This is a genomic window from Pseudomonas sp. S2_A02 (assembly GCF_054668495.1).
Map to the genome: position 1 here is coordinate 4,062,520 of NZ_CP162776.1, position 24,737 is coordinate 4,087,256.

General features: G+C 59.6%; 19 protein-coding genes and 2 pseudogenes. 7 read left to right on the forward strand and 14 right to left on the reverse strand.

The genetic code is table 11. The features are described 5' to 3' along the window. Nucleotides 1–41 precede the first annotated feature (41 nt). Nucleotides 42–1,013, forward strand: a complete 972-nt coding sequence (locus AB4O41_RS18525) for a thymidylate synthase (RefSeq protein WP_460144215.1) — start codon at nucleotides 42–44, stop codon at nucleotides 1,011–1,013. Nucleotides 1,014–1,135: 122 nt separating this feature from the next. On the opposite strand, the gene cadR is transcribed toward AB4O41_RS18525, so the two are convergent. Continuing rightward, complete coding sequence (cadR, locus tag AB4O41_RS18530) at nucleotides 1,136–1,585, reverse strand: Cd(II)/Pb(II)-responsive transcriptional regulator (RefSeq protein ID WP_454836413.1); 450 nt, start codon at nucleotides 1,583–1,585, stop codon at nucleotides 1,136–1,138. Nucleotides 1,586–1,669: 84 nt separating this feature from the next. Between cadR and AB4O41_RS18535 the strand changes: the two are divergent. Further along, nucleotides 1,670–3,960: pseudogene (locus tag AB4O41_RS18535) on the forward strand (heavy metal translocating P-type ATPase). A gap of 173 nt (nucleotides 3,961–4,133) precedes the next feature. Here AB4O41_RS18535 and AB4O41_RS18540 read toward each other — a convergent pair. Beyond that, nucleotides 4,134–5,498, reverse strand: a complete 1,365-nt coding sequence (locus AB4O41_RS18540) for a GTPase/DUF3482 domain-containing protein (protein WP_460144216.1) — start codon at nucleotides 5,496–5,498, stop codon at nucleotides 4,134–4,136. Next, nucleotides 5,491–6,870, reverse strand: coding sequence for a DUF2868 domain-containing protein (locus AB4O41_RS18545; protein WP_460144217.1), 1,380 nt, complete (start codon nucleotides 6,868–6,870; stop codon nucleotides 5,491–5,493). The genes AB4O41_RS18540 and AB4O41_RS18545 overlap by 8 nt, the downstream gene beginning before the upstream one ends. 85 nt (nucleotides 6,871–6,955) lie before the next feature. Between AB4O41_RS18545 and AB4O41_RS18550 the strand changes: the two genes are divergently transcribed. Continuing rightward, nucleotides 6,956–7,468 (forward strand): dihydrofolate reductase, encoded by a 513-nt coding sequence (locus AB4O41_RS18550; RefSeq protein ID WP_460144218.1) that lies wholly within the window; start codon nucleotides 6,956–6,958, stop codon nucleotides 7,466–7,468. A gap of 119 nt (nucleotides 7,469–7,587) precedes the next feature. On the opposite strand, the gene AB4O41_RS18555 is transcribed toward AB4O41_RS18550, so the two are convergent. Beyond that, nucleotides 7,588–8,979, reverse strand: a complete 1,392-nt coding sequence (locus AB4O41_RS18555; RefSeq protein WP_460144219.1) for an L-cystine transporter — start codon at nucleotides 8,977–8,979, stop codon at nucleotides 7,588–7,590. A gap of 240 nt (nucleotides 8,980–9,219) precedes the next feature. Here AB4O41_RS18555 and AB4O41_RS18560 point away from each other — a divergent pair, with 240 nt between their 5' ends. Beyond that, on the forward strand, nucleotides 9,220–10,287 hold the full coding sequence (locus AB4O41_RS18560) for an HAD family hydrolase (protein WP_460144220.1): 1,068 nt from the start codon (nucleotides 9,220–9,222) through the stop codon (nucleotides 10,285–10,287). Nucleotides 10,288–10,487: 200 nt separating this feature from the next. On the opposite strand, the gene ilvD is transcribed toward AB4O41_RS18560, so the two are convergent. From ilvD to AB4O41_RS18585, 5 genes and pseudogenes are all read right to left on the reverse strand, one after another. Further along, nucleotides 10,488–12,329, reverse strand: coding sequence for a dihydroxy-acid dehydratase (gene ilvD, locus AB4O41_RS18565; RefSeq protein ID WP_123719714.1), 1,842 nt, complete (start codon nucleotides 12,327–12,329; stop codon nucleotides 10,488–10,490). A 257-nt stretch (nucleotides 12,330–12,586) separates the two neighbouring features. After that, nucleotides 12,587–13,807, reverse strand: coding sequence for an MFS transporter (locus AB4O41_RS18570; protein ID WP_460144221.1), 1,221 nt, complete (start codon nucleotides 13,805–13,807; stop codon nucleotides 12,587–12,589). Next, nucleotides 13,800–14,776 (reverse strand): annotated as a pseudogene (locus AB4O41_RS18575) (diiron oxygenase). Before AB4O41_RS18575 ends, AB4O41_RS18570 begins: the two are co-directional and overlap by 8 nt. Further along, nucleotides 14,773–15,852, reverse strand: a complete 1,080-nt coding sequence (locus AB4O41_RS18580) for a SagB family peptide dehydrogenase (RefSeq protein ID WP_460144222.1) — start codon at nucleotides 15,850–15,852, stop codon at nucleotides 14,773–14,775. Before AB4O41_RS18580 ends, AB4O41_RS18575 begins: the two are co-directional and overlap by 4 nt. Nucleotides 15,853–16,290: 438 nt before the next feature. After that, nucleotides 16,291–17,487, reverse strand: a complete 1,197-nt coding sequence (locus AB4O41_RS18585) for a class I SAM-dependent rRNA methyltransferase (protein ID WP_007897847.1) — start codon at nucleotides 17,485–17,487, stop codon at nucleotides 16,291–16,293. Between the two features lie 203 nt (nucleotides 17,488–17,690). Here AB4O41_RS18585 and AB4O41_RS18590 point away from each other — a divergent pair, with 203 nt between their 5' ends. From AB4O41_RS18590 to AB4O41_RS18600, 3 genes are read left to right on the forward strand one after another with little or no spacing between them, the layout of a single operon-like run. Further along, nucleotides 17,691–18,557: an HDOD domain-containing protein gene (locus tag AB4O41_RS18590; RefSeq protein ID WP_460144223.1), complete on the forward strand. Its 867-nt coding sequence runs from the start codon at nucleotides 17,691–17,693 to the stop codon at nucleotides 18,555–18,557. Between the two features lie 30 nt (nucleotides 18,558–18,587). Continuing rightward, nucleotides 18,588–19,400: a bifunctional DNA-formamidopyrimidine glycosylase/DNA-(apurinic or apyrimidinic site) lyase gene (gene mutM / locus AB4O41_RS18595; RefSeq protein WP_460144224.1), complete on the forward strand. Its 813-nt coding sequence runs from the start codon at nucleotides 18,588–18,590 to the stop codon at nucleotides 19,398–19,400. A gap of 54 nt (nucleotides 19,401–19,454) precedes the next feature. Next, nucleotides 19,455–19,778 (forward strand): hypothetical protein, encoded by a 324-nt coding sequence (locus AB4O41_RS18600; protein WP_048396333.1) that lies wholly within the window; start codon nucleotides 19,455–19,457, stop codon nucleotides 19,776–19,778. Between the two features lie 131 nt (nucleotides 19,779–19,909). On the opposite strand, the gene AB4O41_RS18605 is transcribed toward AB4O41_RS18600, so the two are convergent. The 5 genes from AB4O41_RS18605 to AB4O41_RS18625 form a co-directional block, all read right to left on the reverse strand. Beyond that, nucleotides 19,910–20,161, reverse strand: a complete 252-nt coding sequence (locus AB4O41_RS18605; protein WP_003195146.1) for a YfhL family 4Fe-4S dicluster ferredoxin — start codon at nucleotides 20,159–20,161, stop codon at nucleotides 19,910–19,912. 148 nt (nucleotides 20,162–20,309) lie between these two features. Continuing rightward, nucleotides 20,310–20,789 (reverse strand): pantetheine-phosphate adenylyltransferase, encoded by a 480-nt coding sequence (coaD, locus tag AB4O41_RS18610; RefSeq protein WP_038980940.1) that lies wholly within the window; start codon nucleotides 20,787–20,789, stop codon nucleotides 20,310–20,312. Between the two features lie 115 nt (nucleotides 20,790–20,904). Continuing rightward, nucleotides 20,905–22,500: a GMC family oxidoreductase gene (locus AB4O41_RS18615; RefSeq protein WP_460144225.1), complete on the reverse strand. Its 1,596-nt coding sequence runs from the start codon at nucleotides 22,498–22,500 to the stop codon at nucleotides 20,905–20,907. Nucleotides 22,501–22,660: 160 nt separating this feature from the next. Beyond that, entirely contained in the window at nucleotides 22,661–23,206 is a 546-nt protein-coding gene (locus tag AB4O41_RS18620) for a twin-arginine translocation pathway signal protein (RefSeq protein ID WP_460144226.1), read from the reverse strand. A 28-nt stretch (nucleotides 23,207–23,234) separates the two neighbouring features. Beyond that, entirely contained in the window at nucleotides 23,235–24,665 is a 1,431-nt protein-coding gene (locus AB4O41_RS18625; RefSeq protein ID WP_460144227.1) for a coniferyl aldehyde dehydrogenase, read from the reverse strand. Between the last annotated feature and the right edge of the window lie 72 nt (nucleotides 24,666–24,737).

Genomic DNA, 24,737 nt, shown 5'->3' on the forward strand with positions numbered 1-24,737 from the left:
CCCCGGGGCGAGGCTCCCGGGTTCAAGGACACAGGTAATTCATGAAGCAATATCTCGAACTGGTCGCCCACGTCATCAAGAACGGCACCAAACAGGCCAACCGCACCGGCGTGAACACCATCAGCTTTCCGGGCGCGATGCTGCGCTTCGATCTGCAGGAAGGTTTCCCGGCGATTACCACTCGCAAGATGGCCTTCAAATCCGCCATCGGCGAGATGTGCGGTTTTCTGCGCGGGGTGAACAACGCTGCCGAGTTCCGTGCCCTGGGCTGCAAGGTCTGGGACCAGAACGCCAACGAAAACGCTCAATGGCTGGCCAACCCGTTCCGTCAGGGCGAAGACGACCTCGGCGAGATCTACGGTGTGCAATGGCGCAATTGGCCGGCGTACAAGCAGATTCCGGTCAGCAACCAGGCGGCCATCGAGCAGACCCTGAGCCAGGGTTATCGTCAGATTGCCGAAGGCTCCGAGGCCGGTCAGGCCTATGTGGTGCTGTACAAGGCGATCGACCAGATACGCCAGTGCGTCGACACCATCATCAAGGACCCGGGCAGCCGTCGCATCCTGTTCCACGGCTGGAACGTTGCCCAACTCGACGAAATGGCCCTGCCGCCGTGCCACTTGCTGTACCAGTTCCACCCGAATGTGGAGACCAAGGAAATCTCCCTGACCCTCTACATCCGCTCCAACGACCTGGGCCTGGGCACGCCGTTCAACCTCACCGAAGGCGCCGCGCTGCTGAGCCTGATCGGTCGTCTGACCGGTTACACACCGCGCTGGTTCACCTATTTCATCGGCGACGCCCACGTCTACGAAAATCACCTGGACATGCTCAACGAACAGCTCAAGCGCGAGCCGTTCCCGATGCCGAAACTGGTGATTGCCGACCGCGTGCCGGAGTTTGCCAAGACCGGTGTTTATCAGCCGGAATGGCTGGAGCAGATCGAGCCGAGCGATTTCTCGCTAGAAGGCTATGAACACCACGCGCCGATGACCGCGCCGATGGCGGTCTGAAGATCAACGACTGAACCTGTGGGAGCGGGCTTGCCCGCGATGACGGCGTCACATCCAACATTGATGTGACTGACAAACCGCTATCGCGGGCAAGCCCGCTCCCACAGGTTTTTGTGGTGTTCTTAGTGCCCGTGGCTTCTCCCGACATGGGAATGCTCAACCTCCGTCGCCACAACTCCGCCGCTCACTTCCAACCGTTGCAAAATCCCGCACTGATCGATATCCGGCCCTTCGCTGCAGCGTTGGCGCAGGTCGAGCAGTTGTGTCTGCAACGCCAGCAAACCGTCGATCCGGGCTTTCACATGGTGGATGTGTTCGTCGATCAGCGCGTTGACGTTTTCGCATTGATCCTGCGGGCTGTCGCGCAGGGCTAGCAGGCTGCGGATTTCCTCAAGGGTCATGTCGAGGGTGCGGCAGTTGCGGATGAAGGTCAGGCGCTCGGCGTGGGCCTGGGTGTAGACGCGGTAATTGCCGTCGCTGCGGGCCGGCTCCGGCAACAGGCTTTCGCGCTCGTAGTAACGGATGGTTTCCACGGCGCAGTCGGTGAGTTTCGCCAGTTCTCCGATTTTCATCGCGACAATCTCCAAAAGGGTGCTTGACCCTATAGTGGCTACAGGGTCTTTACTTGGCAACAGGCACCTTCATGGACGCGACCAATGAGCGATTCTCTTCACACCCACAAACCCGAGGCTGATCACGATCACGATCACGATCACCGCCACAAGCTGCAGCCTGTGCAGAAGCATGACCATGGCGGCCACGGGGATTCCTGCTGTTCCTCCAAAGCGGCGGCACCGTCGCTTATCAAGCTGAGCGAAACGCCAACAGCCGGCGCCCGGCTGAGCAGTTTCCGCATCGAGGCGATGGACTGCCCGACCGAGCAGACGCTGATCCAGAACAAACTCGGGAAGCTTTCGGGTGTGCAGCAACTGGAATTCAACCTGATCAACCGGGTGCTGGGCGTGACCCATGACCTGCCAAGCACTACGCCGATCATCGACGCGATCAAGTCCCTCGGCATGCACGCCGAGCCGATGGGGCAGGGGCTGAAGCGCCAGCGTCGAGCCCTGAACCTGCGAAAAAGCCTTGGTGGCCGTTGGCGCTGTCCGGCGTCGGGGCGCTGGCCGCCGAGCTTATCCACTTCACCAATGCGGCGCCAAACTGGGTGGTAGCGGTTATCGCGCTGATCTCGATCCTCAGCGGTGGCCTCAGCACTTACAAGAAGGGCTGGATCGCCCTGAAAAATCTCAACCTGAACATCAACGCGCTGATGAGCATCGCAGTGACCGGCGCAATCCTGATCGGTCAGTGGCCGGAAGCGGCGATGGTGATGTTCCTGTTCACCGTGGCCGAGTTGATCGAGGCCAGGTCTCTAGACCGGGCGCGCAACGCTATCGGCGGGCTGATGCAGATGACCCCCGAGCAAGCCACGGTGCAGCAGGTCGACGGCAGTTGGGTCGCACAACCGGTTAAAGACATCGAACTGGGTGCGCGGGTGCGGGTGCGCCCAGGTGAACGGATCGGTCTGGACGGCGAAGTGCTGTCCGGCAACTCGACCATCGATCAGGCGCCGATCACCGGTGAAAGCCTGCCGGTGGAGAAAACCATCGGCGACAAGGTATTCGCCGGCACCATCAACCAGTCCGGTTCGCTGGAATATACCGTGACAGCCGCGGCGAACAATTCGACCCTGGCGCGGATTATCCACGCCGTGGAACAGGCTCAGGGTGCTCGCGCTCCGACCCAGCGTTTTGTCGACGCCTTCTCGAAAATCTACACCCCGGCGGTGTTCATCCTGGCCGTGGCCGTGGCGGTGATCCCGCCACTGTTCATGGATGCGTTGTGGTTCGACTGGATCTACCGGGCGCTGGTGTTGCTGGTGGTCGCCTGCCCGTGCGCATTGGTGATTTCCACCCCGGTGACCATCGTCAGCGGCCTCGCGGCAGCGGCGCGCAAAGGGATTCTGGTCAAGGGCGGCGTCTACCTGGAGCACGGCCACAAACTCGATTACCTGGCCCTCGACAAGACCGGCACCCTTACTCACGGCAAACCGGTGCAGACCGACTATGTGTCCCTCGACCCAACCGCTAATGAAACAGCCCCGGCCATTGCAGCGGCACTGGCCGGTCGTTCGGATCACCCGGTGTCGCTGGCCATCGCCAATGCGGCTGTGGATGCAGTTGTGGATAACCAACGCGCACCGCTGATTGTGGATAACTTCGAAGCCCTGGCGGGTCGTGGTGTGCGCGGCGAGATCAACGGTGAGCTCTACCACTTGGGCAACCATCGCCTGGTGGAAGATTTGGGCCTGTGTTCTCCAGCGCTGGAAGAGAAACTGTTTGCTCTGGAGAAACAGGGCAAATCCGTGGTGCTGCTGCTCGACAAGTCGGGTCCCTTGGCGCTGTTTGCCGTCGCGGACACCGTGAAAGCGTCCAGTCGCGAAGCGATCCAGCAGTTGCATGAGTTGGGCATCAAAACCCTGATGCTGACCGGCGACAACGTTCACACCGCCCAGGCCATCGCCGCCCACGTGGGCATCGATCAGGCGCAGGGCGATCTGTTGCCGACCGATAAGCTGCAAGCCATTGAAAGTCTGTATGCCCAAGGTCATCGGGTCGGAATGGTCGGCGACGGTATCAATGACGCCCCGGCACTGGCGCGGGCCGAGATCGGTTTCGCCATGGCGGCCGCCGGTACCGACACTGCCATTGAAACCGCTGATGTCGCCCTGATGGACGACGATCTGCGCAAGATTCCGGCATTCATCCGCCTGTCGCGGCAGACCTCGAATATCCTCAAACAGAACATTGCCCTGGCTTTGGTCATCAAAGCGATCTTTCTTGGGGTAACCTTCGCCGGGATCGCCACCATGTGGATGGCGGTGTTCGCCGACATGGGCGTGAGCCTGTTGGTGGTGTTCAATGGTTTGCGCCTGTTGCGCAAATAGACGATTTGCTGAGGCCCGGCTTAAGAATTGCGGTGACTGGTCTGGCGCCTTCGCGAGCAAGCCCGCTCCCACATTGGATCTGCGTCGTACACAAAAATTTTGGTCACCGAAGATCAAATGTGGGAGCGGGCTTGCTCGCGAAGAGGCCCCCTGAACAATACATTACTCGGGCTCTACAGCTGCTGCGCCAACTCCTCAACCTGCTCTTGGCGCTCCGCCTGATTCAACTTCGAATGAGGATTCAGCGACGACCACTGCGGATGCGCCCGCGCCTTGTTCAGCGCTTCCGGCAGTTTGCCTTCGCGCCAGGTTTTGTCCTGCGGCGCGGCGACCTGAATGCTGTCCATCGCCGCGTGCCCACGGGAATTCAGAGCTTGCAGCAATTGCCGCTGGCGCAAGGCCAACAGCCGTAGCACACCGTCGTCGACGGTCAGTTCTCGCTGCCCTTTGATCTTGCCCAGCAGCCGGCTGCCATAACTGCGGGCGGTTTGCAGGGTGCCGCCGGCAATCGCTCCGGCCAGTGCGGCGGCACCGAGGGTCAGGCCGCCCACCAACAAATCGACACCGGCCCCGGCCGCTGCGCCGGCTGCGATACCGCCGCCGACCCGCACACCGAGCTGCTTCAGGGTTTCCGGGTTGAACAGGTCATCGCCCCAGCGGCCATCGAGCAGCGGCAAGTCACTGGCCGCCGCATCTTGTGGACGGAAGGCGTAGAGCTTGAGCAAGGCCTCGACGCAGCGTTGTTCGCGCTGACGCACTGCTTTGCGCAGTTCGCTGATCGCTTGCTGTTCTTGCGCCGCCTCGCTGACCACACTGCGGCGGAAGGCTGCGCAATCGATCAATAAATCGGCAATCAGCCGCGCTGCACTTTGCTGACGGGCCAGGCGTTGGGCTTGCTGGTCGGCGATCAAGCGCTCCAGTTGTTCGCGGGAGTTTTCCAGCAGCAGTGCGAGGCTTTCATAGAGTCGACGTTCGCCGTCTTCCGGTGGCGCGACGCTGTCGAAACGCACCAATGCATGCAAGCCCAATCGCGCCAGGGCTTCACGCCAATCAGGTTCGCGATGCTGGGCGCTGCTGACAAAGTTCAGCACCGGCAATAGCGGTTTGCCGCAACTGGCCAACACTTCCAGTTCGTCGCGGTACTTGGCCAGCACCGGCTCCCGGGCGTCGATCACATAGAGACCGGCGTCCGAGGCGAGCAGTTGCCGCAGCACCTTGGCTTCCTGTTCGAAGCGCTGTCGGGCTTCGCTGCCCTCAAGAAAACGCGCCAATCGTGCCGGGCCGTCGAGGCGTTCGCCGGGTCGTTCCAGGCGTTCGAGATAGTCGAGCAGGGCGATGGCGTCTTCCAGGCCCGGAGTGTCGAAGAGATCGAGCAACGGCTCGCCGTCTACCGACAATCGTGCGCCTTCGACGTGGCGAGTGGTGCTGGGGCGATGGGACACTTCGCCGAAGCCGACATCTCGCGTCAGCGTTCGCAGCAACGAGGTTTTGCCGACATTGGTGTGGCCGACCACGGCGAGTTTTAATGGATTAGTCATGACCCGTCTCCAGCCAGTTCAACGGCGCGCAATCGGCGAATGGCAGGTCCAGTTGTTGTAGCGCAACATGCCAGTCGCCCAGGCGTTCGGCATCCAGCGCTTCGCCGGGTGGCGCTTGCAACAACCACACGCGGGTGGCGCTGGCGCTGCGAGCCAGTTCGGCAATCAGCGCCAGGCTGCCACGGTCCGGCGAACGCCGTGGGTCACAGGCGATGGCCAAGCGCGCCGGGGGAAAACGACTCAGCTGTTCGAGCAGTTTGTGCCGGGATTCACGGCTGTCGAGGACGCCGGCGTTGTTGACGTTTTTCGGCAACTGCGGCGGCCAGGGGCGTTGCTCGTCCAGCTCGATGGCCACCAACAGCGCGCCATCGCTTTGCAGATCGCTGGCAGAATTTTCAATCCGATGAAGTTGTTCTGGCGCGGCATCGCTGATGCCCAGGCGTTCACTGGTGGGCATCAGCCGTTCGCGCAGTTGGGCGTAGCCGGGCAGGTTCAGATCCAGACGCAGGGTTGCTTGCCCGGTTTTCCAGCGCCACAGGCAGAACAGTGCAAGCAGCAAGCGCGGTAACACGCCGTACACCAGCAGCACCCCAACCAGCCACGCTGCCCAGGCCTGGCGGGCGCTTTCGATGTTCAGCGCGGCATCGCCGCTGGCGCGGATCATCTCCACGCTGGGCACGCTGAAACCGAGCAAGGCCGGCAGGGCGCCGAGGGCTTGGGTCATGGCGACGAAGGTGTCGCCGCCGAGAATGGTGGTTTCCCAGACGAAACCGTAACGCCGGGTCGCCATCAGCGTCAGGACCATCACCAAGGCGCTGAGCATCGCCAATAACCACAATCCATTGACCAGTACACCAAGCGCCCAACGATTGAGTTTCTGCCGTTGCAGCAACAGCAGCAGGGCTGGCGCCAGTTGCGCGGCGTTGGCATCACGGGCGAGTTTTTCACTGAGCCACAGCCATAATCGTCCAAGGGCTGCACCCTGCTCGCCGGCAAACACCAGACCCAGGGCCCAGCTCAGCAATAAAATCAGATTCAGCCCGAGCAGGCTGCCCAACGCCCAGAAAACATTGACCGGGGTTTGGCCGTCGCCCAGCGCGGCAAACGTCAGGCCGGCGCCACTGATCACGGCCAGCACGGCCAACACGATCAGCGCCAGTCGCGCGCCTTGCAGCCAATGTTTGAGGGCGTGGGTCTGTCCGTCGCGCTCGGCCAGCCACAGGGCGCGGCGTTGAATGCGCGTCGGCAGGTCGCCGCCGGCGCTACGGGCGATTCGATTGGCTTCCAGATCATCCAGCGGGCCGGCGTGTTCTTCACGCAGGCGCACGGTTTCGCTCAGCCAGAGGTTTTGCAGTGGAGTCAGTTCAGTCACGCGGCTTCCCGTCGCTTAATTGAGCGGTGAGCATAACCGCTGTGACGCTTATCGGGGTAAGGGAGGCTCTGGTATCCTCGCCGACATGACTAAATCACTCCCCCTCAGCCTGATCGCAGCCCTCGGTGAAAACCGTGTGATCGGCGTCGACAACAGCATGCCCTGGCACTTGCCGGGGGACTTCAAATACTTCAAGGCCACCACCCTCGGCAAGCCGATCATCATGGGTCGCAAGACCTGGGATTCCCTCGGTCGTCCGCTGCCGGGGCGGTTGAACATCGTGGTCAGCCGTCAGGCGGATCTGCAGCTGGAAGGCGCGGAGGTTTATCCGTCGCTGGAGGCAGCGGTGGCTCGGGCGCAGCAATGGGCGAACGAGCAGGGCGTCGATGAGGTGATGTTGATTGGCGGGGCGCAGCTGTATGCGCAAGGGTTGGCACAAGCTGATCGGCTGTACCTGACCCGCGTGGCGTTGAGTCCGGAAGGGGATGCGTGGTTTCCGGAGTTTGATTTGAACCAGTGGAAACTGGTGTCGAATGTTCCGAATCCGGCGGAGGGTGACAAGCCGGCGTATAGCTTTGAGGTGTGGGAAAAAGCTTAAAAGCATCGCGGGCAAGCCCGCTCCCACAGTGATCAAGGTGGAACACAAATTGTGTAAACACCAAAAAACCTGTGGGAGCGGGCTTGCCCGCGAAGAGGCCTGCTCAGACGATGGAAGCCTTAAGCCTGAGCCAACGCCCCATGCTCATCCGCATCCAGCAACGCTTTATCCGTCTGCTGCATCATCTGGCTGGTAATCGCACCCGCCGTAATCGAACCACTGACGTTCAACGCCGTACGACCCATATCAATCAGCGGCTCAACCGAAATCAGCAACGCCACCAGTGACACCGGCAAACCCATGGCCGGGAGCACGATCAGCGCGGCGAAGGTCGCGCCGCCACCGACCCCGGCCACACCGGCCGAACTCAGCGTCACAATCGCCACCAACGTCGCGATCCATAGTGGGTCCAGCGGGTTGATGCCCACGGTTGGCGCCACCATCACCGCCAACATTGCCGGGTACAGACCGGCACAGCCGTTCTGGCCAATGGTCGCGCCAAACGAGGCGGCGAAACTGGCGATGGATTGTGGAATACCCAAACGGCTGGTCTGGGCTTCAATGCTCAGCGGAATAGTTGCGGCGCTGGAGCGGCTGGTGAAGGCAAACGTCAGCACCGGCCAGATTTTGCGGAAGAACCGTAGCGGGTTGATCCCGGCCGCAGACACCAGCAGGCCATGGACCACAAACATCAAGCCCAGGCCGATGTAGGACACCACCACGAAACTGCCGAGCTTGATGATGTCTTGCAGGTTGGAGCCGGCAACCACTTTGGTCATCAGCGCCAATACGCCGTACGGGGTCAGCTTCATCACCAGGCGTACCAGGCGCATCACCCAGGCTTGCAGGGTGTCGATGGCGTTGATTACTTTCTGACCTTTTTCGACATCATCCTTGAGCAATTGCAGCGCGGCGACCCCAAGGAATGCCGCAAAGATCACCACGCTGATGATCGACGTCGGCTTGGCGCGGGCCAGGTCGGCGAACGGGTTCTGCGGGATGAACGACAGCAGCAATTGCGGCACATTCAGGTCGGCGACCTTGCCCGCGTAGTCGCTCTGAATGGTTTGCAGGCGAGCCATTTCCTGGGTGCCGGCGACCAGGCCTTCGGCGGTGAGGCCGAACAGGTTGGTCAGGCCGATGCCAATCAGCGCCGCGATAGCGGTGGTGAACAGCAACGTGCCGATGGTCAGGAAGCTGATCTTGCCCAGCGACGAAGCGTTGTGCAGGCGTGCCACGGCGCTGAGGATCGAGGCGAACACCAGCGGAATCACGATCATTTGCAGCAACTGCACGTAACCGTTGCCCACCAGATCGAACCAGCCGATCGAGGCTTTCAATACCGGGTTGCCCGCACCGTAAATCGTGTGCAGAGCGACGCCAAATACCACGCCCAGGACCAGCGCCAGCAGAACCTTTTTGGCCAGGCTCCAAGTGGTGTGACGGGTTTGCGCCAGGCCAAAGAGCAAGGCGAGGAATACCAACAGATTGAGGATCAGCGGCAGATTCATTGGAACTCCCATAGGACGTGTGCCAACTGCCTTCCGGGGCAGCTGCGAACCGGGAAGCCTAACAGCTTGAAAATTAATGAATTAATATCAAAAACGTATGACTACTGTCGTTTTTGGAATAAGCGGGTGTCGCTGTCGGAGATGCAGTTGGCGCTATAGGAACGCGGGCGGTCGCTGACAGACGAGGACTGTCACACTTATTTGTTAGCGTCGATTTCTTTGAATCAGGGAGAAACGCCGATGAAGCTCGCACCGAAATTTCTGGCTGTCACACTTGGATTGAGTTTGGGCTTTGGCCTTGCTGGCCAGGCGTTCGCTACTGACCTGAAGCACTGGCCGGCCGATCAGGCCAAGGCGCTGGATGCGATGATCGCGGCCAACGCCAACAAGGGTAACTTCGCGGTGTTCGACATGGACAACACCAGTTACCGCTACGACCTCGAAGAGTCCTTGTTGCCGTTCATGGAAAACAAGGGCCTGATCACCCGCGAGAGTCTCGATCCCTCCCTGAAACTGATCCCGTTCAAGGACACGGCCGACCATAAGGAAAGCCTGTTCAGCTATTACTATCGCCTCTGCGAAATCGACGACATGGTTTGCTATCCATGGGTCGCCCAAGTGTTTTCCGGTTTCACGCTTCAAGAGCTCAAGGGCAACGTCGATGAGCTGATGGCGTCTGGCAAACCGGTGCCGAGCACTTATTACGAAGGCGATGTGGTCAAGACCATCGATGTCCAGCCGCCAAAAGTCTTCACCGGCCAGGCCGAGCTCTACAACAAGCTGATGGAGAACGGCATTGAGGTCTACGTGATGACCGCTGCCTCCGAAGAGTTGGTGCGCATGGTCGCTGCTGATCCGAAGTACGGCTACAACGTCAAACCGCAGAATGTGATCGGCGTGACCACGCTGCTCAAGGACCGCAAGACTGGCGAACTGACCACGGCGCGTAAGCAGATCACTGCCGGCAAGTATGACGAGAAGGCCAACCTTGGCCTCGAGTTGACTCCGTACCTGTGGACCCCGGCAACCTGGATGGCCGGCAAGCAGGCGGCAATCCTGACCTACATCGATCAATGGAAAAAGCCGGTCCTGGTGGGTGGTGATACACCGAGCAGCGACGGTTACATGCTGTTCCACAGCGTCGACGTGTCCAAGGGCGGCATCCATTTGTGGGTCAACCGCAAAGACAAATACATGACCCAGATTAACGGCATGATGGCCAAAAACGCAGCAGCCCAGGCGAAAGAGGGGGTGGCGGTGACAGCGGACAAGAACTGGGTGATCGTGAAGCCGGAAGAGATTCAGTAAGCACGAGTCGCCTCCATCGCGGACAAGCCTCGCTCCCACAGGGATCTTCGGTGATGATCGTTCCCACGCTCTGCGTGGGAACGCAGCCCGTGACGCTCCGCGTCACTGGACGCGGAGCGTCTCTAGAGGCATTCCCACGCGGGAGCGTGGGAACGATCAGTCCCGCACTTGGCGGGGCATTTTTGTTTGACGGTTAAATATTACAACCCGTCGAGCATCGCCTTGTTACGTACAGCACCCTTGTCGGCGCTGGTGGCCAACAGGGCATACGCTTTCAGCGCAGTGGTCACTTTACGTGGACGCACTTCCACCGGTTTCCAGCCTTTCTTGTCCTGCTCGGCACGGCGCGCGGCCATTTCTTCATCGCTGATCAACAGGTTGATCGAGCGGTTTGGAATGTCGATCAGCACCTTGTCGCCATCCTGCACCAGACCGATCGCGCCGCCAGCAGCGGCTTCTGGCGAAGCGTGGCCGATGGACAGGCCCGAAGTACCGCCAGAGAAGCGGCCGTCGGTGAGCAGCGCACAAGCTTTGCCCAGGCCTTTGGATTTCAGGTAAGACGTCGGGTACAGCATTTCCTGCATGCCCGGGCCGCCTTTCGGGCCTTCGTAACGGATGATCACGATGTCGCCGGCCTTCACTTCGTCGGCGAGGATGCCGCGTACGGCGCTGTCCTGGCTTTCGAAGATCTTCGCGTTGCCTTCGAAGACGTGGATCGACTCGTCGACGCCGGCGGTTTTTACCACGCAGCCATCCAGAGCGATGTTGCCGTACAGAACGGCCAGGCCGCCTTCTTTCGAGTAAGCGTGTTCGACACTGCGGATGCAGCCGTTTTCACGGTCGTCATCCAGGGTTTCCCAACGGGTCGACTGGCTGAACGCGGTTTGCGTCGGAATGCCCGCCGGGCCGGCCTTGAAGAAGTGATGCACGGCTTCGTCGGTGGTCTGCGTGATGTCCCACTTGGCGATGCCTTCAGCCAAGGACTTGCTGTGCACGGTCGGCAGGTCGGTGTGCAACAGACCGCCACGGGCCAGGGAGCCGAGGATGCTGAAGATCCCGCCGGCACGGTGCACATCTTCCATGTGGTACTTCTGGATGTTCGGCGCGACCTTGCACAGTTGTGGTACGTGACGGGAGAGACGGTCGATGTCGCGCAGGTCGAAATCGATCTCGGCTTCCTGGGCAGCGGCCAGCAAGTGCAGGATAGTGTTGGTGGAACCGCCCATGGCGATATCCAGGGTCATGGCGTTTTCGAACGCCTTGAAGTTGGCGATGTTGCGCGGCAACACCGACTCATCGTTCTCGCCGTAGTAACGCTTGCACAGCTCGACGATGGTGCGGCCGGCCTGCAGGAACAGCTGTTCGCGATCACTGTGGGTGGCCAGGGTCGAGCCGTTGCCCGGCAATGCCAGGCCCAGCGCTTCAACCAGGCAGTTCATTGAGTTGGCGGTGAACATGCCGGAGCACGAGCCGCACGTCGGGCAGGCGCTACGCTCGTACTCGGCGACTTTCTCGTCGGATGCGCTGGAGTCGGCGGCGATCACCATGGCATCGACCAGATCGAGACCATGGCTGGCCAGTTTGGTCTTGCCGGCTTCCATCGGGCCGCCGGACACGAAGATCACCGGGATGTTCAGGCGCAGGGCGGCCATCAGCATGCCAGGGGTGATCTTGTCGCAGTTGGAGATGCACACGATGGCGTCGGCGCAGTGAGCGTTGACCATGTATTCGACGGAGTCGGCGATGATCTCGCGGCTCGGCAGCGAATAGAGCATGCCGTCGTGGCCCATCGCGATGCCGTCATCCACGGCGATGGTATTGAATTCTTTGGCGACGCCGCCGGCCCGTTCGATTTCGCGAGCGACCAGTTGCCCCAGATCCTTGAGGTGCACATGGCCCGGTACGAACTGGGTAAAGGAGTTGGCAATGGCGATGATCGGCTTCTTGAAGTCGTCATCTTTCATCCCCGTGGCGCGCCACAGTGCGCGGGCACCGGCCATGTTGCGGCCGTGGGTGGATGTTTTCGAGCGGTAATCAGGCATGAAGCACTCCGGGCGGCTAATCAGGTATCAAAAGGGAAGTGAGCTTCTATTGACGTCTGGAACACTCAGAAATGGCCGTGTGTCCGGAAGTTGCCGATAACTTTGCGGGATCGCCGCGCGCTTCAGCTTGAGCTCATAAACCCGCCGGGGGATGAATGGCGATGAATCTCGCGATTCTACACCGCTGGCGTCAAGAGGGAATGCCGGAAAGTGTTGAACCAGCGCTGATGGCGCGTGTGGAGTGACGATCGGCGGGGTTATTCGACGCTTGGGCTGGCTCTTGGGCTTTTGGCTCGACGATTGATACGACTGTTCAGTACCAGTGCCGCGCTGCTCAAAATGATGAAGCTGTATCCAAGAGTGGATTGCAGATTGGCCGAGCTCAAGCTGATGAGCGCACTGATCAATCCGCCGCAGATGAAAGTCACCGTGCTGCCGGCCGACGCGGAGGTTCCCGCATTTTCAGGGAACAGGCTCATGGCTTTGGAGCTGGCGGCCGGTCGAGTGATGGTAGTGCCGGCGGTACAGATAAGCATCGGTACCAGGACGGTGATCGGGGACAGCGCAAAGTGGCTCGCGAGGTAAAGCATGATGAGGCCAGACAGCAGGATCAGGCTCAGCCCGCTGATGATTTGATGACCGGGATTGATGCGTTTACCCAAGAGAGTCGCCACCATGCCGCCGACAATGTAGGCGCCGCCGTACATCAACAGAATCAGCGAGAAGTCATAGGCCGATAGCTGGAGTTGATCCATGAAAATCAGCGGCGAAATGACGATGAACGAAAAATGGCAGGCGAAAGCAAAGGCAGAGATCAACCAGTAGGGCAGGAAGTCGGCATCACGCAGGACCCGAGCATAGGACTGGAGGATATTCGGCCGAGCTCCGGTTGCCACCGGACGGGTGTTTTCGAGAAACAGACAGGCTTTGAGCAGTACCACTCCAGCCAGTGCGATAAACATCCAAAAGCTGCCCTGCCAGCCCAGCGTGGCTTGCAGGAATGTCCCGGCCAATGGCGAGACCGAGATGAAAATGCCGCTGGCGGTGACCATCAGGACCCGCAACCGGGTACGTTCCTCACCCTCGAACAGATCCTGAACCAGCGCTTGTGTCAGTACGAAACACCCGCACCCCAAGGCTTGAATGACACGGAACAGCAGGAAGTAGGCATAGTCCGTGGTCAATAGGCAGCCCACTGCGCCCAGCATCGAAACGGTTATTCCGGCGAGCAACAGTCCTTTGCGCCCGATCACATCCGACAGCGGCCCGATCAGCAGTTGAGAGGCCGCTATACCGACGGCAAACAGACTGACCGACAGCGCAATATCGGCGCGCGTGTTGCGAAAGTGTTCAGCGAGCGCAGGGAACGAGGGGAGCAGGACATCCAGCGGGAACACGCCAAGCAGCACCATTGCCAACAGCAGGCTGACCTTCCCTCGGCGGTGTCTGAAGGTCGTCGCAGAATGCCTTTCATCCATCGATCAGTCCTGCCTTCATGAACAGTTGCTGGTTGTAGGAGAGGGCGAAGAAGCCGGCTTTTCTCAACGCCTGAAGCGTCGCGCCAGCGCCGGATCGTGCACGCTGAAGGCTGGATTGAGGGCTGGTCAGTTCGCCGAGCGTCTGCGTGATGGCGGTCTCGCCAACTCCTGCGCTATGCAGGCTTTCCCGCAGCCATGCTTCATCGACTTCAAAAAAATCCGGATACTGTCCAGTAGCAGCCTGGCGGCAAACGCCCGTTGACGGCTGTTCAGCGTCAGCCACAGGTAATGGAACACTTCAGAGAAATAACGACTGTGGCGCGCTTCGTCCGCGAGATGATCCCTGAGCATTGCCTGTACGCTGGACACCAGGTCGTCACGGCAGACGTCGAGCAATTCCCTGGCAATGATCGTCTCCGACACGAACCCGACGAGAAACCAGGCCAGCGCCCGGTGTTGGTCAGGTGTGCGCTCGAGCAGGGTGTTCAACCGCGTGATGCGGTGGGGCATGACCGGGCGCAGGTTGATCCCGTAGACCCCGGCAATCTGCTCGGCAAGGCTATTGGAGAACAGCGCGTGATAACCCTCGTCGGTATAAAGCTGAAGCGCGGCGGTCTTCATCCGTGAGGGAATGTTGACCTTCAATTCATCGTGGATGATGGTTTCCACGGAACGGTTGACGATGCGGTGTTCGAGCACGGTGGTGTAGTCGAGGAAGTACACCAGATGATTGGCCGACAGCCGATGGATGACGGTTGGACCTAGCGCCTTGATCGCCGGGTGATTCAGGTAAGCCAGCAAGCCTGGGGGAAACCAGTGACGTGTTTCCAGTTGCTGTTCCAGGTCTGGCGGTAATAGATAGTCATGCTCGCTGGTTCGCACCGACGCGCGGGTATTCCAGTCGCCGAGAGTGAAACGCAGCGCCCAGGAAACGGGGTGGTCTAACGGAGCAATGATGGGGGCGGTCATTGTTGCGGCTCCCGACTGCTCAGCAGATCCTTCAATTCCTTGCACATCACTTGTCCGTCGCTGTGGCCACAGCCAACAAAAAACAGGGGTTGTTCTGCGTTGTTCTCGAGCCCCAGCAATGTTTCGACCTGATCGTCCGTCAGTGCTCCGGTCAGCCAGGTGTTCAACCCCAGTGCAGTGGCCACCAGTTGAAAGGTCTGGGAGATATGGCCTGCCTCGACGTAAGCCATTCGGTAGGCGCGTGAGTGTCCATATTTCCACCACAACTTGTCGAAGCGAGCGGTAATGAATAAGCCTACGGGTAGGTTATTGATGAAGTGTTGCCCACACAGCAACTGCCCCAGGAGCGAGTCAGGTACCGGGTTGACGAAGCTCAGTGCATGGTCGGTGGGATGGTAGGCGTAGAGCCCTGGATTCAGGCCGCTGACGTTTTGTACATGAAGAAAGCCTTCGCAGGCATTCAGCCCTCCGCCGGACGGGCTGCTGCGTCGGGCACCAAGACCTTCGACAATGGTTTCGTCGACGTCATTTTCGCGCTCATGCAAGTAGCCCAGGGACAGGTAAAGCAGTGTGCCGACATCTTCCAGTGAGACCGCTTCATCCGTGAAGGTGCGGCAGGTTTTTCGGCCGATCAGGACGTTGGTAAGAGGACCCTCCGGCAGACAGGACGGTTTTGGCAGGGCAATCAGGTCGCGTGCCTGGCGTTCTGTGAGCCTGGCGTCCGGCGCGGGTGCGTCCAGGACTTCAGCGCAATGATCCATATAGTGTATCGACCATTCATGAATATTCTGAGGAACATGTTCGCAGGGAATGTTCTTGGTGCCGATATGGAATATCTTCGACAGTTCATCCCAGCCCCATTCAATAGTGTCTTGTATTGAGGTGGTCAGTATTCCTGAGTTTAGAAGTTGAGTGTCTACGATGTTGCTGTCGTTATACAGTTCAGGGTTGCTGATAAGTTGTGTAAGTCGGCTTGAATATTCCAGATTAAGTTCAAATTGTTTATGGTTCTTGTAATCCCAGACTATTTGGCCGGGCGTGCGGGGAAGTATGAACAGGTATGGATTTATCTGCATGATGGGCGGTTCGCTCTGGGCATAGCTATAGAAAACGCTGGGTAGCCGGCACTCCCCAGCGTTTCATTTACTTAGCGGGTTTTTGGCGCAATCAGAAAAGCCAGGTTAGCGATTTTGTTTGTTTCCAGAGTAATTGCTTTCATGTTTTTTGACTCCTTGTCATTGATAGTGAGTGTCACTTCGCGGTGACAACTCAATCATAGGCTGTAATGAGCTCTTATCAAGGGGATATTAAGTAGGAATATTCTAGTAATTTTGTCGGAGCGATCTGGCGGTAGGAGTAAGTTTGTAAGTTATATTCTTTTAAATAAAAAATGCAGAGAAACGTCCTGCAAGTCAGTAGGACCGCAAGAGTAAGAAGCAGAGGCTGAAGAGTGGATGGTGTGGCGTTAAAACGGCTGACGGAGAGCCTGTTGACTCCCCGTCAAACCAGCGTACTCAGCTGTTTGGCAGCAGACGGCAGGTGATGCTCTTGATGTAGCGAGTCTCGGCAATCGCTGGGTGTACCGGGTGATCCGGGCCCTGGCCGCCGCGCTCCAGCATCTGGATGTTGCGGTCCAGGTGACGGGCGCTGGTCAGCAGAATGTTCTGCAGATCGTCTTCCGGCAGATGCATCGAGCACGAAGCGCTGACCAGGATGCCGTCCTTGCTGAGCAGGCGCATGGCTTGCTCGTTCAGGCGACGGTAAGCACCTTCACCGTTTTTCATGTCTTTCTTGCGTTTGATGAAGGCAGGAGGGTCGGCCACGATGACGTCGAAACGCTCTTCGCTGGCTTTCAGTTCCTTCAGGGCTTCGAATACGTCGCCTTCGATGCAGGTCATTTTTTCGGCGACGCCGTTCAGTGCGGCATTGCGCTCGACGCCGTCGAGGGCGAAGGCCGAAGCATCGACGCAGAACACTTCACTGGCGCCGAAGGCAGCCGCTTGAACGCCCCAGCCGCCGATGTAGCTGTACAAGTCCAGTACGCGTTTGCCTTTGGCGTAAGGTGCCAGACGCGCGCGGTTCATGCGGTGGTCGTAGAACCAGCCGGTTTTCTGACCCTGGATGACTGGCGCTTCGAACTTCACGCCGTTCTCTTCCAGCGCGACCCATTCCGGCACCAGGCCGAATACGGTTTCGACGTAGCGGTTGAGGCCTTCGGCATCACGGGCCGCGGAGTCGTTCTTGAACAGAATGCCGCTTGGCTTGAGCACTTGGGTCAGTGCCGCGATCACGTCATCTTTATGAGCTTCCATGGTCGCCGAGGCGATCTGGACTACCAGGATGTCGCCGAAACGGTCGACCACCAAGCCTGGCAGCAGGTCGGAGTCGCCGTAGACCAGGCGATAGAACGGCTTGTCGAACAGGCGATCGCGCAGGGACAGGGCAACGTTCAGGCGATGCACCAGCAGCGACTTGTCCAGCGGCAGCTTGATGTCACGCGACAGCAGGCGGGCGCAGATCAGGTTGTTCGGGCTCATGGCAACGATGCCCAGCGGCTTGCCGCTGGCGGCTTCGAGGATCGCCTGGTCGCCGGCCTTGAAACCGTGCAAAGGGGTGGCGGCAACATCGATTTCGTTGCTGTAGACCCATAGGTGGCCGTTTCGCAGGCGACGGTCGGCGTTGGCTTTGAGGCGCAGGCTAGGCAGGGACATGACGTCGCTCCGGAAAAAGAGCGGGAGTATAGCGTGTTGCGCAAGGGCTCGGCTTGGCGGATAGACCTGTGGCGAGGCGGCCTGCAACTTGTGGGAGTGCATTTGTTCTGGGCAGTAAATGAAATTTCGGCGGCATAGCTGTGAATGTGTCGGATTCATCTTCTTAAGGGTTAGAATCCCCGCCTGACCCGGAGTGTGTACTTATGTCCCAAGAGCTGACGACCGAACAGATTCAACAGTCCCTGCAAGGCATCAGTGTTCCGCCTCAGCCGCAGATCATGGTGGATCTGCAGATGGAGCAATACATGCCCGACCCGGACCTGGAAGTGATCGCGAAGCTGATCTCTCAGGACCCCGGCCTTTCCGGCGCCTTGCTGAAAATCGTCAACTCGCCGTATTACGGCCTGAGTAACAAAATCACCGCGATCCAGCGGGCAGTGAACCTGTTGGGCAGCCGCTCGATCATCAACCTGATCAATGCGCAGTCGATCAAGGGCGAGCTGAACGACGACGCTATCGTCACCCTCAACCGATTCTGGGACACGGCGCAGGACGTGGCGATGACATGCCTGACCCTGGCCAAGCGTGTTGGTGTCCAGGCCGGCGATGAAGCCTATGCGCTGGGTCTGTTCCACGATTGCGGCATCCCGCTGATGATCAAGAAATTCCCCGACTACATGAAAGTGCTGGAACAGGCCTATGGCAATGCCAGCGCCGAATGCCGCGTGGTCGATACCGAGAACAAGCAATACAACACCAACCATGCCGTGGTCGGGTATTACACCGCCAAGTCCTGGCGCCTGCCGGAACACGTCACTCAGGCCATTGCCAACCATCACAACGCCCTGGCCATTTTCAGCGATGAATCGTCGCGCAACACGCCGCTGAAGAACTTGCTGGCGATCCTGAAGATGGCCGAGCACATTTGCGCCTCCTTCCGCGTGCTGGGCAACCAGCCTGAAGACCATGAATGGAACAGTGTCGGGCCTCTTGTGCTCGATTACATCGGTCTGTCGGAATACGATTTCGAAACCCAGAAACAAGAGATTCGCGACCTCGCCACTCGTTGAGTGTCGAACCTCGCCTGATTCGAGAGCCCCATGCCTGAACTGCCGGAAGTCGAAACCACCCGCCGCGGGATTGCACCGCACCTGGAAGGCCAGCGCGTCAGCCGGGTGATCGTGCGTGAGCGCCGTCTGCGCTGGCCGATCCCCGAAGACCTGGATGTGCGGCTGTCCGGCCAGCGCATCGTGCTGGTGGAGCGGCGCGCCAAGTACCTGCTGATCAACGCCGAAGTTGGCACACTGATCAGCCATTTGGGGATGTCGGGGAACCTGCGGCTGGTGGAAGTCGGAACGCCGGCGGCCAAGCATGAGCATGTGGACATTGAACTGGAATCGGGCCTGGCCCTGCGTTACACCGACCCGCGACGCTTTGGCGCGATGCTCTGGAGCCTGGACCCGCTCAACCATGAACTGCTGATTCGTCTGGGGCCGGAGCCGTTGACCGATCTGTTTGACGGCGAGCGGCTGTTCCAGCAATCGCGCGGGCGTTCCATGGCGGTCAAGCCGTTCATCATGGATAACGCGGTGGTGGTCGGCGTCGGCAATATCTACGCGACCGAAGCGTTGTTTGCGGCTGGCATCGACCCGCGTCGCGAAGCCAAGAGCATTTCCCGGGGGCGCTATTTGAAGCTGGCGATCGAGATCAAGCGCATCCTGGCCCTCGCCATCGAGCGCGGCGGCACCACGTTGCGGGACTTTATCGGCGGCGATGGTCAACCGGGTTACTTTCAGCAGGAACTGTTCGTGTACGGCCGTGGTGGTGAACACTGCAAGGTCTGTGGCTCAGGGCTGCGGGAAGTCAAGCTTGGGCAGCGCGCCAGCGTCTTTTGTCCGCGCTGCCAGAGCTGATATCGGCTACGGTCTATAGTCAGTGTTCTCACTGCCTAGCCGAAGGACCGTGCCATGAACCTGTTTCGAACCCTTGTTGTTACGCTGCTGCTGAGCGTCGGTGCGTCCGCGCTGGCGGCTGAGAACGGCAGCGGCGATCCGCGTTACACCATCCAGAACCCACCGGCCTACGCCATGCTTGGCGATTTACTGATTGCCCGACCGTTATTGGTGGTGGCGACGGTGATCGGTGCGGGGGCGTTTGTGCTGTCGTTGCCGTTTACCGCGTTCGGTGGCGGTATTGGCGATGCGGGGCAGGCGTTAGTGGTCGATCCAGCGAAAGCCGCATTTGTGCGGTGTTTGGGATGTATCGGGGAGGGGTTTGAACAGCGGGAGTGAAGTCAGTTACCTCTATGGTGTGGCTGATGGCGCCATCGCGAGCAGGCTCGCTCCCACAGGGTTTACATGATCCTTGTGGGAGCGAGCCTGCTCGCGATAGGGCCGACACAAACACTACAAAAATATATGACTCAAGCCTTACCGGTAATCTTGCGGTACTTCTCCATCAACTGTTCTTCAGTCTCCGGATGAGCCTCGTCCAGCGGGATGCAATCCACCGGGCAGACCTGCTGGCACTGCGGTTCGTCGTAGTGGCCGACACATTGTGTGCACAGGTTCGGGTCGATCACGTAGATCTCTTCGCCCTGGGAAATGGCGGCGTTTGGGCACTCGGGTTCGCAGACGTCGCAGTTGATGCAATCGTCGGTGATGATCAGGGACATGCTAACTCCAGCCGGGGCGGCAGGCCCGGGCGCAATAAATCAATGCGCACAATTGTGCCGCATTGGCGCCCGCAGTGCACGCGGGCGCGATCAAGTGCAGCGATCGAAGATTGCGGTAGCCGTAAAAGATCGCAGCCTTCGGCAGCTCCTACTTTTTAAAGCGTAGGGTGAGGGCGTCGGCCACCGCCGGGTGGACGAACTTGGTGATATCGCCGCCCAGGGCTGCGATTTCACGAACCAGCGTCGAGGAAATGAACGAATAACGCTCGGACGGGGTAAGAAACAGGCTTTCCACATCCGGCGCCAGTTGGCGGTTCATGTTGGCCAGCTGGAATTCGTATTCGAAGTCCGATACCGCGCGCAAACCACGCAGGAATATGTTGGCGTTCTTCTCTTTGGCGAAGTGCGCGAGCAACGTCGAGAAACCGACGACTTCAACGTTCGGCAAATGTTTGGTGACCTCGCGGGCCAGCTCCACACGTTGTTCCAGGGGAAACAGCGGGTTTTTTTTCGGGCTGGCGGCGACGGCGATGATCACATGATCGAACAGGCGCGAGGCGCGTTCGACCAGATCGCCATGGCCCTTGGTAATAGGGTCGAAGGTACCTGGGTACAACACTCGGTTCATCGCGTCGTCCTGGCGGGAGTCCGTTGGGGAGTCGGATGGTATCGCAGCCTTCCCGGTCGGCCAAGTCGCCTGTTGGGTAAGAAAGCACTATAGACGATGGGAATATTCCGCGTTTTCATGGGTTTTTCAAACGATCGGCCAGCGAAGTGGCCAATTGCGCCGTCAGTCCGTAGACCGACAATTGTGGGTTTGCGCCAATACTGGTGGGGAAAAGCGAGCCGTCATGAATCGACAGATTGCGCAATTGATGATGTCGGCCGAGGCTATCGGTCACGGCGTTTTTCGGCTCTTCACCCATGGCACAACCGCCCATCACATGAGCACTGCCCAGGCGCGTGCGATACAACTCAAGACTCAAATCGTCGATTAATGCGCGCGCTTCGGTGAGGGTTTTCACGTAACGAGCGTCGGCGTGCATCGGCATCACGGCGTTGGCGCCCCCGGCGAACTGGATCTCGGCCATACTGTGGAACGCCCGGCGCAACCCGTCCCAGGCATACGGTGAAACCTGATAGTCGAGCACCGGTGTACCGTCACCGCGCAATTCAACGCTGCCGCCAGGGCTGTCCGGGTGAAAACCGTCCCGCAGCAACGCCAGCATGGCGTGAGTGTGTGGCAGGTTTTCCATATGCCGGGCGCTTTCCGTGCCGAAACCACCGAGTAATGTGCTGGCCAGCGCCGGGTGCAGCGGTGGAACTTCAAGTTTGTAGGACATCTTGCCAGTGGTGCCATCCAGCCACTGGAAATGGTCGGAATAAATCGACTGCGGCGCGCCGTAGAACGGATTGATCACCTCATCGAACAGCCCGGCCGACATATTTACCAGGTGCAGGAAGGTCCGTTTACCCAGGCGCTCGTGCGGATCTGGCGCCTCGGAGCGCAATAGCAGCGCCGGGCTGTTGATCCCGCCGCCGGCCAGCACGTAATGCCGCGCCTTGACCGTAATTGTGCGTCCGGTGGGTGCAACGCAACGCTCATCCATCGCCATACATTGCAACCCCGTAACCCTGCCGTCTTGGATCGACAGCTTTTCGGCGCGGGCCAGATAGAGCAGCTCGCCACCTTTCTCCAGGGTCGCTGGAATGGTCGTGACCAGCATTGATTGCTTGGCGTTGGTCGGGCAACCCATGCCGCAGTAACCAATATTCCAGCAGCCGCGCACGTTGCGCGGAATCACATGCCAGGCGTAGCCGAGCTTTTCGCAGCCTTTGCGGATGACGTCGTTGTTGGCGTTGGGGGGCACCATCCACGGGGCGACACCCAGGCGTTGTTCCATTTTCTCGAACCAGGGCGCCATCTCGGCCGATGTGTGGCCTATGACGTCGTGCTCTTTGGCCCAGTGTTCCAGCGTCGGGTCCGGGGTGCGAAAGCTCGAGGTCCAGTTGATCAACGTAGTGCCGCCCACTGCCCGGCCCTGGAGGATGGTGATCGCGCCGTCCTTGCTCATGCGCCCGATGCCTTCCTGATAGAGGCTGGTGTAGGCCTGGTCTTCGAGCATCTTGAAGTCGCTGCTGGTCTTGAGCGGGCCTTCTTCGATCAGCAACACCTTGTAGCCGGCGGCGCTGAGGATTTCGGCGGTTGTCCCGCCGCCGGCACCGCTGCCGATGATCGCCACGTCCGCTTCGAGGGTCAGGTCCTGGGTCAGTCGGGCGCCGTTGTAGGTTTTCCAGCCACGGGCCAGGCCTTCGCGGAACGGATCGGGTACGGGCATGTTTGGGTTCTCTTGTTGTTATGTTTTGGATGCGGTGGTGAGGCGGCTGACGTCTTCGCGGGCAAGCCTCGCTCCTACAGGGTCTGAGGTGGACCACCCTTTTGTGAACGACTCAAACCCTGTAGGAGCGAGGCTTGCCCGCGAAGGCGTCGCCACGATTTCAAACGGTGGGCGGCCCGGGATACCCGCAATGCGCCCACGATTCCGCCCGGCTGTACCACGCCATCATCACCATTTGCAGCAACGAGCTATGGCCCATGCGCAGCAAGCTCAACGAGCTGTTTTCCCAACGGTCGAGAAAGTGCCGGATATCTTCGCTGCTGGCGTTTTCCCAACTGCCCCAGATTCCGGTCAATGGGCCGCGGGTAATGCTCATCCCCAACACATCGAACAATTGCCGGGTCAGTTTGAGCATTTCCGGCGACAAGTGATTCAGGCCGTTATCCAGGCAGTGCAAGGTATCGGCGACGGCGGCCGGCATTTTTTCGACGGCCATGGCTCCGTCGAGCATCACCGGGATCACTGCCCGCAGAAACAGCAGGTCGCCGCTGCGCAGAATCGCGAAACCGCTGACCGGGTTGCTCGACGAGCAGCCGCTGAGACTAGCGCCTAATCCGGCCGTGGCCAGAAAAGCGCTGGCGCCGAGGCTGAATTTAAGCAGGCCGCGCCGTGACAGCGCGGGTGTGTCGGACAGGCTTGGGCTCATTATTGTTATTACCCGGCGGTGATGATCGTTAACGGATAAACAGTTTCTGGATCAGTTTCTGAATGGATTTGCCGTACGGCGGATAGATCAACTTCGCCGCATTGAAGCGCTGTTTGATCAACACGCCTTTGGCCTTGCTGAAGGTCAGGAAGCCTTCGTGACCGTGGTAGTGGCCCATGCCCGAGGCACCGATGCCGCCGAACGGCATATCGTCCTGAGCAACGTGCAGCAAGGTGTCATTGAGGCAAACGCCGCCGGAATGGGTTTCGTGGAGGACGCGGTTTTGCTCGCGCTTGTCGTAGCCGAAGTAATACAGCGCCAGCGGACGAGGGCGTTGGTTGATGTAGGCAAACGCTTCGTCGAGGTCCTTGTACGGGACGATCGGCAGCAACGGGCCGAATATTTCGTCCTGCATCACTGTCATGTCGTCGCTGACGTTGAGCAGCAGGCTATGACTCATGCGCCGGCCCTGGCCCTGATCGAACAGCGGAATCAGCAGCGCGCCCTTGCTGGTGGCGTCGCTGAGGTAGCCGTTGAGCCGCGCCAGCTGCCGGTCGTTGATGATGGCGGTGTAGTCCGGGTTGTCAGCCAACGTCGGATAAAACCCGCGAACCGCCTGACGATAGGCTTCGACGAAAGAGCCGACGCGGTCTTCCGGCACCAGCACGTAGTCCGGGGCGACACAGGTTTGCCCGGCGTTGAGGGTTTTGCCGAAAGCGATGCGTTCGGCGGCGTCCTTGAGCGGCACATCGCGGGAAACGATGGCCGGGGACTTGCCGCCCAGTTCGAGGGTCACCGGCGTCAGATTCTCGGCCGCCGCGCGCATCACGTGTTTGCCGATGCTGGTGGCGCCGGTGAACAATAAATGATCAAAACGCAGCCGCGAGAACGCCACACCGATATCGGCCTCGCCCAGCACCACGCAGACCAGGTCCTGGGGAAAAACTCGCCCCAGCAATTCCTTGAGCAGCAAACCGGTGGCAGGGGTCGATTCGCTGAGTTTGAGCATCACCCGATTGCCCGCCGACAACGCACCCACCAACGGCCCGATGGCCAGGTAAAGCGGGTAGTTCCACGGCACAATCACGCCGACTACGCCCAACGGCTGATAAACCACTTTGGCTGACGCTGGTTGAAAGGCGAGACCGACTTTGCGTCGCGAGGTTTTCATCCAGTCTTTGAGGTGCCTGCTGGCGTAGTGAATGCCGTGCAGGCTGGGCATCAGTTCGGCGAGCAGGGTTTCATCGGCGCTGCGGTGGCTGAAGTCCTGGCTGATGGCGTCGATCAGGGCCTGGCGCTCATTGCTCAGCAGGTCCTTCAACGCCTTTAGCCATTGCTGGCGCTGGGCCGCGGGTGGCATCGGGTTGGCTGCATACGCCGCGCGTTGAGCATCGAACAGGGCTTGGAGTTCGTCCAGAGGCTGCTGCAGGTTCTTCAGGTAGGCAATGTCAGCAGGCATGGTCGGCTCCGGATTTATTGTAATGAGGAACTTTTTAGAGTCTATGCTCTAGAATGTCAAATGACACTCTGG

Coding starts and splice junctions, on each gene's coding strand:
- AB4O41_RS18560 (WP_460144220.1), top strand. CDS start 9,220: ATGAAGCTCGCACCGAAATTTCTGGCTGTCACACTTGGATTGAGTTTG.
- AB4O41_RS18550 (WP_460144218.1), top strand. CDS start 6,956: ATGACTAAATCACTCCCCCTCAGCCTGATCGCAGCCCTCGGTGAAAAC.
- AB4O41_RS18570 (WP_460144221.1), bottom strand. CDS start 13,807: ATGGATGAAAGGCATTCTGCGACGACCTTCAGACACCGCCGAGGGAAG.
- coaD (WP_038980940.1), bottom strand. CDS start 20,789: ATGAACCGAGTGTTGTACCCAGGTACCTTCGACCCTATTACCAAGGGC.
- AB4O41_RS18625 (WP_460144227.1), bottom strand. CDS start 24,665: ATGCCTGCTGACATTGCCTACCTGAAGAACCTGCAGCAGCCTCTGGAC.
- AB4O41_RS18580 (WP_460144222.1), bottom strand. CDS start 15,852: ATGCAGATAAATCCATACCTGTTCATACTTCCCCGCACGCCCGGCCAA.
- AB4O41_RS18540 (WP_460144216.1), bottom strand. CDS start 5,498: ATGACTAATCCATTAAAACTCGCCGTGGTCGGCCACACCAATGTCGGC.
- AB4O41_RS18590 (WP_460144223.1), top strand. CDS start 17,691: ATGTCCCAAGAGCTGACGACCGAACAGATTCAACAGTCCCTGCAAGGC.
- mutM (WP_460144224.1), top strand. CDS start 18,588: ATGCCTGAACTGCCGGAAGTCGAAACCACCCGCCGCGGGATTGCACCG.
- AB4O41_RS18600 (WP_048396333.1), top strand. CDS start 19,455: ATGAACCTGTTTCGAACCCTTGTTGTTACGCTGCTGCTGAGCGTCGGT.
- AB4O41_RS18615 (WP_460144225.1), bottom strand. CDS start 22,500: ATGCCCGTACCCGATCCGTTCCGCGAAGGCCTGGCCCGTGGCTGGAAA.
- AB4O41_RS18525 (WP_460144215.1), top strand. CDS start 42: ATGAAGCAATATCTCGAACTGGTCGCCCACGTCATCAAGAACGGCACC.
- AB4O41_RS18605 (WP_003195146.1), bottom strand. CDS start 20,161: ATGTCCCTGATCATCACCGACGATTGCATCAACTGCGACGTCTGCGAA.
- AB4O41_RS18585 (WP_007897847.1), bottom strand. CDS start 17,487: ATGTCCCTGCCTAGCCTGCGCCTCAAAGCCAACGCCGACCGTCGCCTG.
- AB4O41_RS18620 (WP_460144226.1), bottom strand. CDS start 23,206: ATGAGCCCAAGCCTGTCCGACACACCCGCGCTGTCACGGCGCGGCCTG.
- ilvD (WP_123719714.1), bottom strand. CDS start 12,329: ATGCCTGATTACCGCTCGAAAACATCCACCCACGGCCGCAACATGGCC.
- cadR (WP_454836413.1), bottom strand. CDS start 1,585: ATGAAAATCGGAGAACTGGCGAAACTCACCGACTGCGCCGTGGAAACC.
- AB4O41_RS18555 (WP_460144219.1), bottom strand. CDS start 8,979: ATGAATCTGCCGCTGATCCTCAATCTGTTGGTATTCCTCGCCTTGCTC.